The organism is Sphingomonas glacialis (assembly GCF_014653575.1).
In the GTDB taxonomy this organism is placed as follows: Bacteria; Pseudomonadota; Alphaproteobacteria; order Sphingomonadales; family Sphingomonadaceae; genus Sphingomonas; species Sphingomonas glacialis.
This window is the reverse complement of the sequence record NZ_BNAQ01000001.1, coordinates 436,203-449,927: the sequence shown is the minus strand read 5'-3', so window position 1 is coordinate 449,927 and position 13,725 is coordinate 436,203. Positions and strand designations below refer to the sequence as shown.

Below are 13,725 nucleotides of genomic sequence, written 5' to 3'. Positions count from 1 at the left end.
TCTGGCTGCGCCTATCAAATATCAATGCTCTCAATGCGGTGCGCGGTTTTCGGTAGAGCGCGGAGGGGCGCGGTGATAGGCTCGGAGCGAAGCCGAACCGACGGACCGGCGTCCGTGAGACGCGTATCCGTCTCTCGTCTCATGCGAGGAGCGTCTATGCCTCGGTGGTATTTCCACCTGTATCAATCCGGCGATCTTTTGCTGGATCCCGAAGGCACCGAGATTGCCGATCTTGCCGACGTGCGGACACGAGCGGTCGCGTGGGCGCGCGATATCATTGCCACCGATGCGAGGAACGGAGCGCTCTATCTCGACACGCGGTTGTGCGTCGCGGACGATCGCGGCGCCACTGTGCTCGACATCGCCTTTGCCGATGCGATCGCTGTTGTGCCCGGCCGCGATACGGTCGCCTGACTCGGTCGCCGTTGCGCGCCGAGCGGCAATTTCTGGCCTGATCGCCTGCGCCATCCTATAGCGGCCCGCTTTCCACCCCGCTGCCGGAGGCTGCCGTGCGCTTCACCCTCGATCGCTTCGATCTCACTGCCTTTGTGGCTGCCACGCTGGCCGAGGATCTCGGTCCGGGCGGCGATATCACGTCGAGCGCGGTCATCCCGGCGGATGCGCGCTTTACGGGCGTGATGGACAGCCGCGACGCGATCGTCGTGGCGGGGTTGCCGATTGCCGAGGAGTTCTTCGTGGCGCTCGATCCGGCGGTCGAGATCGAGCGGCTGGTCGAGGATGGCGAGCGCGTTGCGGCCGGGACCGCGCTGCTCCGGCTGCATGGCCTTGCCCGCGCGATGCTGACCGCCGAGCGTTCGGCGCTCAACACCGTCCAGCATCTGTCGGGGATCGCGACGATGACGCGCGGCTATGTCGATGCGATCGCGGGGACCGGCGCGACCTTGCTCGATACGCGCAAGACGATCCCGGGCCTGCGCGCGCTCGAGAAATATGCGACGCGGATGGGCGGGGCGACCAACCACCGCATGGGCCTGTGGGATGCCGCGATGATCAAGGACAACCATGTCGCGGTCGCTGGCGGCGTCGGCCCAGCGGTCGCGCGCGCCGTCGCGGCGGGGATCGTGCGGATCATCGTCGAGGTCGATTCGATCGCGCAGATCGAGCCCGCGCTGGCGGCGGGCGCGACGCATCTGCTGCTCGATAACATGGACCCGCCGATGCTGCGCGCGGCGGTGACGCTCGTCGCCGGTCGTGTCCCGACCGAGGCATCGGGCGGGGTGCGGCTCGACACGATCCGCGCGATCGCCGAGTCGGGCGTCACCTATGTCAGTGTCGGTCGGCTGACCCAATCGGCGCCGGCGGCCGATATCGGGCTCGATTTCACCACGCTCGGATGAGCCATTGCGCGGGGCGCGCTCGGCGCTAATCTGGCGCGCAAGGGCTTCTAAGGGGGGAAGAATCGTGGAGCGTCCAAACGCGATCGTGCTGTTCGAACGCTGCTATCTCGGCGGCGTCCTCGTCGGGTTGGTCAATGCCGCGCTGTCGTGGAACGCGAGCGTGACGCGGCTTACCGAAGATCCGGTGGCAGCCCAAATGGGGGCGTCTTTCGGGGTCGGTACGCTGATCGGCGGGATCCTGCTCGGGCTCCTGATTTCGCTGTTCCTGTGGTACTTCACCGCGCGCGCGCAGTCGGTGGTGACCAAGTGGTTCATCACCGTGTTCTTTGCGATCGGCGCGCTCGGCTTTGTCTGGAGCGTGGTGCGCGGCACCAGCCCGCAGGGGATTGGCGCGGTGCTTTCAGTCGTCGCCTTGGTGCTCGATGGCATCGCGGTCTGGCAGCTGTTCAAGCCCGAGAGCAAGATCTGGTTCGGGGAAAGTGTCGCATGAAACTTCTGTCCAAGGCCGTCGTCGTCGCAGCGCTTGCGCTGCCGGGTGCCGTCAGCGCGCAGGCGCTGCAATGCAGCGTTCCCGCGAGCTTGCCGCGCCCGCATCCCGATCTTGCGTCGGACAAGCAACCGCAGCGCGTCCGCCCGATCACCGGCTACACGCTCGCGCTGACCTGGGCCCCCGAATATTGCCATGGCAATTCCAACGATCCGGCCAAGAGCTTTCAGTGCGGCGGCGGCAACCGCTTCGGCTTCACGCTGCACGGGCTGTGGCCCGATGGCGTCGGGCAGGAATGGCCGCAATATTGCGCTGCAACGCCGCTACTCTCGCCTGAGCTGATCAAGCAGCATGTCTGCGCGACCCCGTCGCCGCAACTGCTCCAGCACGAATGGGCGAAGCACGGCACGTGCATGGGCATCACGCCCGATGCCTATTTCGCGCGCTCGAACGGTCTGTATGGCAAGCTGCGCTACCCCGACATGGACCGGCTGTCGCGCCGACCGCTGACCGCCGGCCAGCTCGCCAGCGCCTTCGCCGTCGCCAATCCCGGCGTTCCGGCGAGCGCGGTGCGCGTGACGGCGAACAAGAAGGGCTGGCTCGACGAGCTGTGGCTGTGCCTCGACAAGAGCTTCGCCTATACGCGCTGCGTCGCCGGATCGGGCGGGCTGGCGAACGCCGACAGCGTCAAGGTGTGGCGCGGCCGGCGCTTTTGAGCGCCGCCCCCGCCGACCGGACACTGCTTGCGCGTCAGCGCGCGTCGATCACCGCCGTCGCGGGATAGTGTTTGTCGAGATGGCGCTTGATCATCTTCAAGTTGCGCGTGTTCGAGCGGAACAGCAAATCGGGGATCGCGCCGATGAACGGCACCGCGCCGAGCACGAAATCGATCCCGACATTGCCGAACATCCGCGCCATCTGCGTCTTCGACATGCCGAGGTTGCGCGCTTCCCACACCATCCACGCGCCCATCGCGGCGCCGACCGCATCGCCGCCGATCGGGATGAGATCGAGGATCACGTCGAGCCCGACCTTTCGGTTGATGCCCGGAATGGTGAACAGGCCCTCGAGCAAATGCTCCATCGCCTCGATCCGTTTACGCACCGCCGCAGGGTCCTTGCCCGCATAGCGCGCTGCAAAGTCGCCGAGCGGCGGGGGAGTCATGCGAGACGTGTTGGCCATGTCACCTCAATTGGAATCGTTGCGCAAGTGACTCAACGGGTGCCACGCGCGCGAGTTCCCCGTCCAGGCCTTGAGGCCGACACTGACCAGCGACCAGCGCAGCGGACGCGCGAGCGGAATGAACGCGACATCGGCGGCCAGCGCGGCATCGGCGGCGGCAATCTGCTGCGCGCGCAGCCGCGGGGAATCGGCCTCGCGTGCCGCTTCGATCGCCGTGCTCGCGGCTTCGCTGCACGGCTGACAGGCGGTGGCGGCGTACCAGCGGCCGCTGTCATACGGCGCAACGGCGTCGATCAGCCGCAGGTCGGCCGCGGCATTCGGCGCGACGCGCTCGGGCTCGATGCCGAGCGACAGCAACGCCGCCCCGACATAGCCGAACAGCACCGTCCCGCCGGGGCCGCCCGGCACCGCGACGCGCAGCCGGATATCGCCGGGATTGACCGTACGCCATTGATCGATGCGCGCGCGCGGCGAGGGATCACCCTCGGCCGGCGCGAGCGACCATCCGGGCACTGCGGGCGGGGCGGCCGAGTCGAGCTGTTCGGGGAGGAGCTGCGTATCCGGCGCCCAGTCCGCCGCGATCGCCGCGACGAAGCCCGCGCGGTCGATCGCGCGCGCGATCGCTGCACGGTTGCCGGGATCGGCGAGCACGCCGCTGCGGTTGACCACCGCGAGCCCGAACAGACCCGCCGCAGGATCGAAGCGGCGGTTGGCGGGGGCGATCTGCGTCGTCATGACGAGCGGCCAATCGTCGAAGCTGCCGCCGGTGACGAGCGCTGTCTCGCCGCGCGTGAAGCGCACGATCGCGCGCGCGGCGCGCTCGCCGATGAGCTGGACGTTGGCGGCGGGGGAGGGCTCGACCGGCTCGTCCTCGACCGCGCGCGCCGGGTCGAACGCCGGGCGCAAGGTGACGCTGTGGCGGCGCTGCGCGATGACGCGATACGGCCCGCTGCCGCTCGGCGGCTGGACGCGGAAGATCGCGAGCTCGGGCTGCGCGAACAGTTTGAGCAAATCGGGGCGGGGGCGCTTGAGCCGGATCTCGATGACTTCGGGGGTCATCTCGACGATCTCGTCGATCGCGGTGAGGAACGGGCGCAGCGGGTTGCGCGATTGCGGCGCGAGCTGGCGGCGCAGCAGCTTGACGACTTCGGCTGCGGTCACGGGCTGGCCATCGGCCCATTCGCCGCCGCGTAGCCGGAAGATGTAGCTGGTTCCGTTGTCGATCACGCTCCAGCGCTCGGCGATGCCGGGCTCGACCTGGCCCGTGGCATCGAAGCGGACCAGTCCCTGCGCCGTCGCGTCGAGCATCAGCCGCGCCGGCGTGTCGAGCGGATCGCGCGCCGGGTCGGCCAGGGTCGGTGCGCCGCCGATGGCGCTGACCACGACTGGCCCGGTATCGGCGCGCGGCGTGCACGCGGCGAGCGCGAGCAGCGTGGCGAGGCCGAGGGTCTTGCTGGTCGGCACGAAGCGGGACGGCGCGGGCATCATCCGCGCGTCTTGCCACGCGCCTTGGCGGAGCGCCACCGTGGACCCGCCGGTGGCGTGCGGACAAGCTGGCGTTTCCTCTGGCGGCGCGCTCGGTTTTCGTGGCCCCGCAAACGTGGGTCTCGAAGGCATTGATCCGCCCTACAGAGGTTCGGCGCGCGCCAGACGATGCGGCACCAGCAACCGCCTTGGCAAACATTGCCGACAGCGTCGCGCTGGCGGCGCTAACCGGCGCCGTCAATGGTGCCAAATGGCCGCGATCACGAACCGCTCGGCCAATATCGGCAACGCCGCGGCCGATTCGCTCGCGAGGCGCTATGCCAGCGCGGCCTCATGGCGGGACCGGATGATCCGTCGCGCGCCGCATCGCGCCGCTTGCCGGTGTGGACGATCAGGTCGACGGATGTCGACACCGTCCAGGCCTCAAGCATTCGCGAGCGGCCATCACGGAGCATGGGGGGTAAGATCGGTACCCGCAGCGATCAGTTCGAGCCGCTGCGGAACCGTGCCAATGTCGATCCCTGCGGCTCGGAATTGGTCGAGCAACGTCATCAACACCGTGCTGCGCGCGGCGTAGACCGCGCGCTGATTGGCGACGTGGCCAAAGCAGTTGAATTCGATCCGTCCTTCGGTGAGCCCGTCGATAAAGACCTTGGGGGGCGGTTCGTCGAGCACTGCAGCATCGCTCGCAAAGGCCTCCTGCACCATGGCCCGTACCTGGCCGGCGTCGGTATCGAGCGGGACCGAGAATTTGATCTGGATCCGCCCCAGCGGGCCCGCCATCGTCTTGTTGAGCACCGACTTGGTGATCAGCTCGGAATTGGGGACGATCAGCGTCGAATGATCGGCCAGCTCGATTTCGGTCGAGCGGACGCTGATGCGCTTCACGTCGCCCTCGTCATTGCCGACGCGAACGAGATCACCGATCTTGATCGGGCGCTCGGCCAGCAGGATCAGCCCCGACACAAAGTTCTGCGTAATCGCCTGCAGGCCGAACCCGATGCCGACCGACAAGGCCGATAGCAGCAACGCGACTCGCTCAACCCCAATGCCGAGCGATGCGAGCGCCCAGATAAAGGCGACCGCAATCGCGACATAGCGCGCCACCAGGCTCACCGAATTGCGACCGCTCCCGTCGAGGTCGGTGATCGGCAAGTAGCGGTTTTCGAGCCAGCCCATGAACGCGCGGGTAAGCGCCAAGCCGATGCCGAGCACGACGATCCCGCGCAGGATCGTTGCCGGCGAAATTGAAACACCCCCCACTTCGATGCCCTGCGCGAGCAACCCGAGCCGCCCGAACACCGCCGCAAAACCGCCGCTGCCCCCGAACGGCGACACCAGCAGCCCAAGCGCGACGCACACCAGCACCAGGCGCAAGACGGCCGAGAGCAGGACGCCGAACTGGTCGATCACGCTGCCGCGCACCCCAAGCGCGCGGGTCAGCGTGACGCCGAGCCGGCTCGACCGCGTGAAGGCGCTCGTCGCGACATCGTCGACCGCGGCGGTCATCAGATACACGGTGGCGCCAAGAATCGCCGCCCAGGCGATGACCTGCGCGGTGAACAGGCTGAACGCGATATAGCCGAGCAACAAGGCGGTCGACGCGATGCAGACGAGCACCCACACCACGAGCAGCACGATGCCGATTCCGGCGCTCGCGGTCCCATTGGCGGCATCGTCTTTCGCCGATCGTTCGGCGCGCAGCCGCCCCAGCACCAGCAGGAACGTTGCGATCAGCAGCAAGTGCAGCAAGGCAATCAGCGTCTGGCTCGCGACCTGAGCAGCCTGGCTCGCGCCGATCGCGGTATCGAATGCCGATAGCAGGATCGTGCCAAACGACAGTCCTGCGAGGATCCAGGTGAGCGGCCTCACGCGCGCCGCCGTCTCGTCGTCGATCGCGGCGATCCGCCATGAGGGCTGGCGGCGCATGAGCAGCGCTCCGCTGACGGCGGCGGTAAACGCACTGAAGCCCGTCGCGAGCACGACCGCATCCCCCATGCCGGCCCACCGCAGCGGGAGCAGTCCCGACCACCGCAAGCCCTGCATCACGATCATCGCGGCGAGGAGCGGGCACAGCGTCCCGATGATCACGCGCCACAGCGCATTGGCCGATCGCCGCACGCGGCGCCCCGGCGCGCCTTCGACCAGAACCTTCTGGCCGAGCGCGCGCGCCCAGATCCGCACGGGGAGGAAAACGACGAAGCCAAGCACGAGGCCAAGCAGCGCTTGCCAGGGCAGGCCATGGCGCGCGCTGCCAATCTGATCGATGCCCTGCTTGAGAAAGAGACCAACCCGCTTGATGTCGCGCGGGAGCGAAGCCAGCAACGTCTGCCAGAACGTCGGCGCCAGCGGAGACGCCGCCTGGGCCGAGATCTTCTCGTTGAATTGCTGCTCGCGGCTTTGTTCGATTTCGTCGACCAATTGTTGGGCTTCGACGCTGGCGAGCCCGGCGCGCTTGGCGGTCGCATCGAGCGCGGACCGCTGTTGCGTTAGCGCCGCGCGTTGCGCCGTGATGTCGGGCGCTTCGGTCACGCCGGGTGCCGCGGGGCCGAGCCCGGCGATCCGCGCATCGAGCAGCGTGATCTGATCGTCCAGCGCGGCGCCGACGTCCTTGGCGACTTGCTGTGCGGCGAGCGCGCGCATGCGCAGCGCCTTTTGCGCGTCAGCGTCGACGCGTCCGTCGAGCGCGCGATCGACTGCGCGCAGCTCGGTCTCGGTTCGCGCGAGTTGGGCCGAGAGCGTCACGGCAGGCGTCTGCGCGGCCAAGGGCTGTGCGATCAGGATCGAGAAGGCCAGGATCGATAAGGCGAGCGCGCCCAGCAGTCGTTTTCTCATGATATCCGTCCAAACACCGCACCCGCCGTGCTCGACTGGAACGCGGGGCGCCAGCGGCGTATCCGATGCTGGGCGATCACACTACCGCTTTGCCCCGTTCGACGCGGTGCGGAGGGGGCTTGCTCCCCGTTTTTCGAGCGGGTCGGTGTGGACCTCCAGCAGGGAAGGAGGCCGGGCGTGAAGACACCGTCCGGGGGCGGCCGGGCCCCCGCATGTCACGAGCCAAGATGGGGTGTTGGGATGCAGGGGGCTTCAGGCGCTGCGGGCTCAAACAGGCAAAGCGATTACCAAAAGATTCCAATCTGGTGCGGACGGCGGGACTCGAACCCGCACACCCTGAGGGCGAGGGATTTTAAGTCCCGTGCGTCTACCAATTTCGCCACGTCCGCGCGGTACTCGTCCAAGCGCACCGAGCGCGCGGCGTCAACCCACTCAGACGTTCAAATTGGCGCGCATTTCCTTGCCGGGTTTGAAATAGGGCACGCGCTTTGCGTCAACGTCGACCAGTTCGCCAGTGCGAGGGTTGCGCCCGGTGCGCGCATCGCGTGCGCGGGTTGAGAAGGCGCCGAAGCCGCGCAGTTCGACACGGCCGCCAGCCGCGAGCCGCTTGATGATTTCGTCAAAAAAGGTCGTGACCAGAGCCTCGATATCGCGGGGCGACAAATCGGGATTTTCGGCAGCCAGCGTCTGCACCAATTCTGATCGTATCATCGTACGCGTTCCTTACCCCCAAGCCTCGCCCGAGCGGACGAAATGGCCGCTTCGGCTTGATCTACAGCAAGCCTAGCATGGGGATAGGTTGAAAACGACGGAAAAAAACGAAAGGGGCGCCTTCCTCCCGGAAAACGCCCCTTCGTCATCCTAAAGTATTACTTCTTGGCGTCGGCACCCTGCGCCTTGAGCGCTGCACCGAGGATGTCGCCCAGCGACGCGCCCGAGTCGGACGAGCCATACTGCGCAACCGCCTGCTTCTCTTCGGAGATCTGCATCGCCTTGATCGAGAAGGTCGGCTTCTTCGAACGATCGAAGCCGGTGACCATCGCATCGAACTTCTGGCCGGTCTGGAACCGCTCCGGACGCTGCTCGTCGCGATCGCGGCCGAGGTCGGTGCGCTTGATGAAGCCCGTCGCGCCGTCGTCGCCGACCTGCACTTCGAGACCCGCGTCGCGGACTTCGAGCACGGTGACCGTGACGATGGCGTTCTTGTTGAGGCCCGATGCCGCTGCCGAGATGCCGCCGGCGGCAACGCCGCCTGCTGCAGGGGCACCACGCTCGAGCTGCTTCATGCCGAGCGAGATACGCTCCTTCTCAGCGTCGATGTCGAGCACGATGGCCTGAACCATCTCGCCCTTGCGATGCAGGTTGAGCGCGTCCTCGCCCGAAACGCCCCAGGCGATGTCGGACATGTGGACCATGCCGTCGACGTCGTTGTCGAGGCCGATGAACAGACCGAATTCGGTCGCGTTCTTGACTTCGCCTTCGACGGTCGAACCGATCGGATGCGCTTCAGCGAAGGCCTCCCACGGGTTGCTGATCGCCTGCTTGAGGCCGAGCGAGATGCGACGCTTGTCGGGATCGACCTCGATGACCACGACGTCGACTTCCTGCGAGGTCGAGACGATCTTGCCGGGGTGAACGTTCTTCTTGGTCCACGACATTTCCGAAACGTGCACCAGGCCTTCGATGCCCGGCTCGAGCTCGACGAACGCACCATATTCGGTGATGTTCGTGACGCGGCCGGTCAGCTTGGCGCCGACCGGGTACTTGGCGGCTGCACCTTCCCACGGATCGCTCTCGAGCTGCTTCATGCCGAGCGAGATACGCTGCGTGTCCTTGTTGATGCGGATGATCTGAACCTTGACGGTATCGCCAATGTTGAGAACTTCCGAAGGATGGCCGACGCGCTTGTAGCTGAGATCGGTGACGTGCAGCAGGCCGTCGATGCCGCCGAGGTCAACGAACGCACCATAATCGGTGATGTTCTTGACGACGCCGTCGATGATCTGGCCCTCGGCGAGCGACAGGATGAGGCCCGAACGCTGCTCGGCGCGAGTCTCTTCGAGGATCGCGCGACGCGACACGACGATGTTGCCGCGCTTGCGGTCCATCTTGAGGATCTGGAAGGGCTGGGGGATATCCATCAGCGGGGTGACGTCGCGCACCGGGCGGATGTCGACCTGCGAACCCGGCAGGAAGGCCACGGCGCCGTTGAGGTCGACCGTGAAGCCGCCCTTGACGCGGCCGAAGATGACACCCTCGACGCGTGCCGTCTTGGCGAATTCGGTTTCGAGCGTGTCCCATGCGGCTTCGCGGCGGGCGCGGTCGCGCGACAGCATCGCTTCGCCGTGCACGTTCTCGACGCGGTCGACGAACACTTCGACTTCGTCACCGACCTTGAGATCGGCCTTCTGGCCCGGCATCGCGAATTCGCGAAGCGGAACGCGGCCTTCGGACTTCAAGCCGACGTCGATGACGGCCAGATCGTTCTCGATTGCGGTGACGGTGCCCTTGACGACGCGGCCTTCGAAGCTGTCGGCACCGCCGAGAGTCATTTCGAGAAGGGCGGCGAAATCGTCGCGGGTTGGGTTTGGCTGAGTGGCCATAAAGGGATCAGATCCTAAATCATTGTTCCGGCCAGCCGGTTGTCTCCGGCGGTCTTGGCCTATGTGTCGGAACAGCCGAATGCCGGGCCGACATCCGCCGATTGACGTTCGCGGGGGCGGGCAACTCGCTAAATGCGAAAAGGGCGCGAGAGGACATGCCTGTCGCGCCAGCCTCCGCGAGCACCGCTCGCCGGACCTCGCACCCATAGCCGAGCGCGAGGGGGCGATCAAGTCGCGTCGGTATTGACAAAGATTGGCAATGTGAGACCGTGGAAGGCGGAGATTTCAATGGCTACGATTACAATTTCCCTGCCCGATGCGATGAAGGATTGGATCGAGGCGCAGGCTGCGACGGGGCGGTTCGGCAACAGCAGCGATGTCGTGCTCGACTTGATCCGGCGGGAGCAGATCCGCTCTGAAAAGATCGCAGCGATGAACCGGATGGTCGAAGAAGGCCTGGCGAGCGGGATCTCAGACCTTACGGTTGAAGAAGTCCTGGAAGAGGCTCGACGGAAGGCGTTGGCGCGCGCTTCCGGCGCTAGTGTTTAAGCTAACGCGGCAGGCCGATGCGGATTTCGCCGCGATCTATGCCTATGGGTTCGACCGCTTCGGTCAGGATCAGGCGGAGCGCTATGCCACCGGCCTCCGCAAGGTTTTCCATTTCCTCGCGGATTTTCCCCGTGCTGCGGGCGAGCGGACCGAGACGCGGCGCCGCGTCCGCGCGCACCCGTACAAGGCACATCTTATTGTCTACGTCCTCGACGGCGAGGATGTGCTGATCGTTCGCATCCGTCATGCGCACGAAGAGTGGGCCGACGATTGACGCGGCGCTATGGCGCAATGATCTTCGACTCGACGATATCGATCGCACGCTGCACCGACGCCTCGATCGACAGGAAGCTCGTGTCGAGGAACGCCGCGTCGTTGGCGGGCACCAGCGGTGCGTTCGAGCGTGTCGAATCGCGCAAATCGCGGGCGCGGATGTCGGCGAGCACCTTGTCGATGCTGATCAGTGACCCGTGCGACCGCAGTTCGGCGTGACGGCGCTTGGCGCGAATGTTGGGGGTGGCGCGGACGAATAGCTTGGCGTCGGCGTTGGGCGCGATGACCGTGCCGATGTCGCGCCCGTCAAGTACCGCGCCGCCCGGTTGCTGGGCGAAGCGCTTCTGCCGCTGGAGCAGCGAGGCGCGCACGAGCGGATGCGCCGAGACGACCGACGCCAGCGAGCCGATCGCATCGCTGCGCAGCATCGGATCGTCGAGCAGCGAATCGTCGAAGTCGCACGCGGCGACCGCATCGGCCTCGACCGCGGCGTCCAACTCGAGCCGCTGCACGTTTGACGCGACCGCGCGATAGAGCAGCCCGGTGTCGAGATGTGGGAGGCCGTAATGGCGTGCGAGCGCACGCGCGATCGTGCCCTTGCCCGAGGCGGCGGGTCCGTCGACCGCAATAATCATCGGCGTCTAGCCACGATACGTACCAATCCAATGAGAGCGATTGCGGCCCAGGCCAGTTCGAGGGCGAGCGCGGGGAGATTGTAGTTCACCACGAGCGACAGCGCGAGTAGCGACGCGCCGAGAAAATTGAGCCCGTTCGAGAACAGGTTCGGCGCGGCGTTGCGGAGCGTCTGGTACGCGAAGCCGGTCAGGATGACGATCGCGCCGACAAAGCCGATCAGATCGGCGGTATGCGAGTCAATCATGCGCCGCCGCTCTGCAACTGCGCGATCTGGTCGAAGAAGGCGGGATAGCTCGTCGCCACCGGCGACGCGTCGTCGAGCGTGATACCGGCGCCCGCGCTCCCCTTGCGGCAATGCAAAGCCGCCACCGCCATACTCATCGCGATGCGGTGGTCGAGCAGCGTCGCGATTGTCGCGCCGCCGGGCAGCGGATCGCCGCCGGTGCCGTCGATGATCATGCCGTCCTCGACTTCCTCGACGCGCGCGCCGGCGGCGCCGAGCGCGGCGGCCATTGCGGCGATCCGGTCCGATTCCTTGACGCGCAGCTCGTCGGCGCCGCGCGCGATCGTGCGGCCGGTGGCGAAGGCGGCGGCAACGAACAGCACGGGATATTCGTCGATCATGCTCGGCGCGAGATCGGGCGGGATCTCGATACCGGTGAGCGCCGCGTGGCGGACGCGCAGATCGGCAACGGGCTCGCCGCCGACTTCGCGCGGGTTCAGCTCTTCGATGCTCGCACCCATCAGGCGAAGCGCGGTGAACAGCCCGGCACGGGTCGGGTTGAGCCCGACATTCTCGACCACCACGTCCGATCCCGGCACGATCGTCGCGGCAACGACGAGGAACGCGGCGGAGGAGGGGTCGCCCGGCACGACGATCGCTTGCGGCGTGAGCTCGGCCTCGCCGGTGATCTCGATGATGCGGCCTTGCGGCGACGGCTCGACCGTCACGGTCGCGCCGAAGCCGCGCAGCATCCGCTCGCTATGATCGCGCGTCGCGATCGGCTCGATCACGCGCGTGATCCCGGGGGTGTTGAGGCCGGCGAGCAGGATCGCCGACTTCACTTGCGCCGAGGCGACGGGGAGGGTGTAGGTGATCGGGATCGCGGGGCACAGGCCGCGCAGCATCAGGGGGAGGCGACCGCCCGGGCTCGACGTCACATCGGCGCCCATCTGCGACAGCGGGGTGATGACGCGGCCCATCGGTCGCTTCGACAGCGAGGCGTCGCCGATGAAGGTGGCGGTGATCGGGTGGCTCGCGACCAACCCCATCAGCAGCCGCGTCGAAGTCCCCGAATTGCCCATCTCGAGCGCGGTCGCAGGCTGGAGCAGCCCGCCGACGCCGACGCCATCGACGTGCCACACCGCATCGTCGCCGCGGCGGATCGTCGCGCCCATCGCGCGCATCGCGGCCGCCGTGGCGAGCACGTCCTCGCCCTCGAGCAGCCCCTCGATCCGGCTCGTGCCGACCGCAAGCGCCGAGAGCATCAGCGAACGGTGGCTGATCGACTTGTCGCCGGGGACGCGGACGCGCCCCTTGAGCGGCCCGGATGGTTGGATTTCGCGGGGGATAGGCGTAGGGTGTGTCATCGGGGCCGCGCTTTGACAGCGCGCTTGCGCTATGGCAAGGCGCGCACCACTTTGCGGCCCTTCGGGTCGCGAGACCCAATTCCTATCAGCCGAGGGCCGCAACGCCCGTCGGCCCAACAAAAGGTTCAATCGGCATATGATCCAGCCGGAATGGGGCACGAAGCGTACGTGCCCGAAATGCGCCACCCGTTTCTACGACCTCGGCAAGGACGATCCCGTCACCTGCATCAATTGCGGTGCGCATTGGGAGCCCGAGCCGATCCTCAAGTCGAAGCAGCCGCTGCCGTTCGAGCAGGCCAAGCCCGAGCTGGTAAAGAAGGACGACGATCTCGCCGGCGACGACGAGGATATCGACACCGGTGAAGACGAGGAGCCCTCGCCCGACGACGAGGTCGATCTCGGCGGCGACGACGATCTCGGCGTGGAAGCGCCGCAGAGCGAAGACGAGCATTGATCCACAGCTAATTGATGTTTTTTCTGGCAAGCGACACTCAGACCGCTTGCCAAGGGCGCGTCGCCTCGGTAGGGGCGACGCCTTCCCGCAAAGAGGTCCCGGTTTCGGGTCTCTCTTTCCAGAATACGATGGGGCCGTAGCTCAGCTGGGAGAGCGTTCGCATGGCATGCGAAAGGTCAGGGGTTCGATCCCCCTCGGCTCCACCATTCTTCCACAAGCGATCGATGTTTCTCGCTTGATGGCGGTGGGCGCGACCCCCGTCTCAAAAACTTT

At 66.6% G+C, this 13,725-nt stretch carries 15 protein-coding genes and 2 tRNA genes; 8 read left to right on the top strand and 9 right to left on the bottom strand.

Going from position 1 to position 13,725, the window contains the following annotated elements:
- The first annotated feature begins 156 nt into the window (after positions 1 to 156).
- The 4 genes from IE187_RS02040 (at position 157) to IE187_RS02025 (ending at position 2,561) form a co-directional block, all read left to right on the top strand.
- Positions 157 to 414, top strand: a complete 258-nt coding sequence (locus tag IE187_RS02040; protein ID WP_189674897.1) for a DUF6894 family protein — start codon at positions 157 to 159, stop codon at positions 412 to 414.
- A 95-nt stretch (positions 415 to 509) separates the two neighbouring features.
- Entirely contained in the window at positions 510 to 1,358 is an 849-nt protein-coding gene (nadC, locus tag IE187_RS02035) for a carboxylating nicotinate-nucleotide diphosphorylase (RefSeq protein WP_189674896.1), read from the top strand.
- A gap of 64 nt (positions 1,359 to 1,422) precedes the next feature.
- Positions 1,423 to 1,848 carry a hypothetical protein gene (locus IE187_RS02030; RefSeq protein ID WP_189674895.1) on the top strand — a complete coding sequence of 142 codons (426 nt, stop codon included), beginning with the start codon at positions 1,423 to 1,425 and terminating at the stop codon, positions 1,846 to 1,848.
- On the top strand, positions 1,845 to 2,561 hold the full coding sequence (locus IE187_RS02025) for a ribonuclease T2 family protein (protein ID WP_189674894.1): 717 nt from the start codon (positions 1,845 to 1,847) through the stop codon (positions 2,559 to 2,561). Before IE187_RS02030 ends, IE187_RS02025 begins: the two co-directional genes overlap by 4 nt.
- Positions 2,562 to 2,595: 34 nt before the next feature.
- Here the strand turns inward: IE187_RS02025 and IE187_RS02020 are convergent, their stop codons facing one another.
- The 6 genes from IE187_RS02020 to rpsA form a co-directional block, all read right to left on the bottom strand.
- Positions 2,596 to 3,009 (bottom strand): DUF4112 domain-containing protein, encoded by a 414-nt coding sequence (locus IE187_RS02020; RefSeq protein ID WP_189675558.1) that lies wholly within the window; start codon positions 3,007 to 3,009, stop codon positions 2,596 to 2,598.
- A gap of 24 nt (positions 3,010 to 3,033) precedes the next feature.
- Complete coding sequence (locus tag IE187_RS02015) at positions 3,034 to 4,512, bottom strand: ABC transporter substrate-binding protein (protein WP_189674893.1); 1,479 nt, start codon at positions 4,510 to 4,512, stop codon at positions 3,034 to 3,036.
- A gap of 444 nt (positions 4,513 to 4,956) precedes the next feature.
- The gene (locus tag IE187_RS02010; RefSeq protein ID WP_189674892.1) at positions 4,957 to 7,347 is read right to left on the bottom strand and encodes a DUF3772 domain-containing protein; all 2,391 of its coding nucleotides are present in this window, start codon (positions 7,345 to 7,347) and stop codon (positions 4,957 to 4,959) included.
- Positions 7,348 to 7,650: 303 nt separating this feature from the next.
- Positions 7,651 to 7,736 (bottom strand) — tRNA-Leu (locus IE187_RS02005).
- Between the two features lie 43 nt (positions 7,737 to 7,779).
- Entirely contained in the window at positions 7,780 to 8,058 is a 279-nt protein-coding gene (locus tag IE187_RS02000; RefSeq protein WP_133188652.1) for an integration host factor subunit beta, read from the bottom strand.
- A gap of 158 nt (positions 8,059 to 8,216) precedes the next feature.
- Positions 8,217 to 9,950 (bottom strand): 30S ribosomal protein S1, encoded by a 1,734-nt coding sequence (gene rpsA, locus IE187_RS01995; RefSeq protein ID WP_133188650.1) that lies wholly within the window; start codon positions 9,948 to 9,950, stop codon positions 8,217 to 8,219.
- A 243-nt stretch (positions 9,951 to 10,193) separates the two neighbouring features.
- On the opposite strand from rpsA, the gene IE187_RS01990 reads away from it, so the two are divergent.
- Both IE187_RS01990 and IE187_RS01985 read left to right on the top strand, forming a co-directional pair.
- Positions 10,194 to 10,499, top strand: a complete 306-nt coding sequence (locus tag IE187_RS01990; protein WP_308435267.1) for a type II toxin-antitoxin system ParD family antitoxin — start codon at positions 10,194 to 10,196, stop codon at positions 10,497 to 10,499.
- The gene (locus tag IE187_RS01985) at positions 10,492 to 10,773 is read left to right on the top strand and encodes a type II toxin-antitoxin system RelE/ParE family toxin (protein ID WP_229839179.1); all 282 of its coding nucleotides are present in this window, start codon (positions 10,492 to 10,494) and stop codon (positions 10,771 to 10,773) included. The genes IE187_RS01990 and IE187_RS01985 overlap by 8 nt, the downstream gene beginning before the upstream one ends.
- Positions 10,774 to 10,780: 7 nt before the next feature.
- Here the strand turns inward: IE187_RS01985 and cmk are convergent, their stop codons facing one another.
- The 3 genes from cmk to aroA are packed head-to-tail and all read right to left on the bottom strand — an operon-like array spanning position 10,781 to position 12,998.
- Positions 10,781 to 11,407, bottom strand: a complete 627-nt coding sequence (gene cmk / locus IE187_RS01980) for a (d)CMP kinase (protein WP_189674890.1) — start codon at positions 11,405 to 11,407, stop codon at positions 10,781 to 10,783.
- Positions 11,404 to 11,652 carry a CBU_0592 family membrane protein gene (locus tag IE187_RS01975; RefSeq protein ID WP_189674889.1) on the bottom strand — a complete coding sequence of 83 codons (249 nt, stop codon included), beginning with the start codon at positions 11,650 to 11,652 and terminating at the stop codon, positions 11,404 to 11,406. The genes cmk and IE187_RS01975 overlap by 4 nt, the downstream gene beginning before the upstream one ends.
- Complete coding sequence (gene aroA / locus IE187_RS01970; protein WP_189674888.1) at positions 11,649 to 12,998, bottom strand: 3-phosphoshikimate 1-carboxyvinyltransferase; 1,350 nt, start codon at positions 12,996 to 12,998, stop codon at positions 11,649 to 11,651. The genes IE187_RS01975 and aroA overlap by 4 nt, the downstream gene beginning before the upstream one ends.
- Before the next feature lie 136 nt (positions 12,999 to 13,134).
- Between aroA and IE187_RS01965 the strand changes: the two genes are divergently transcribed.
- Together IE187_RS01965 and IE187_RS01960 are read left to right on the top strand one after the other, a co-directional pair.
- A complete protein-coding gene (locus tag IE187_RS01965; protein ID WP_133191968.1) occupies positions 13,135 to 13,452 on the top strand; it encodes an FYDLN acid domain-containing protein in 318 nt (105 codons plus the stop codon).
- A 130-nt stretch (positions 13,453 to 13,582) separates the two neighbouring features.
- A tRNA-Ala gene (locus IE187_RS01960) sits at positions 13,583 to 13,658 on the top strand.
- The last annotated feature ends 67 nt before the right edge of the window (positions 13,659 to 13,725 follow it).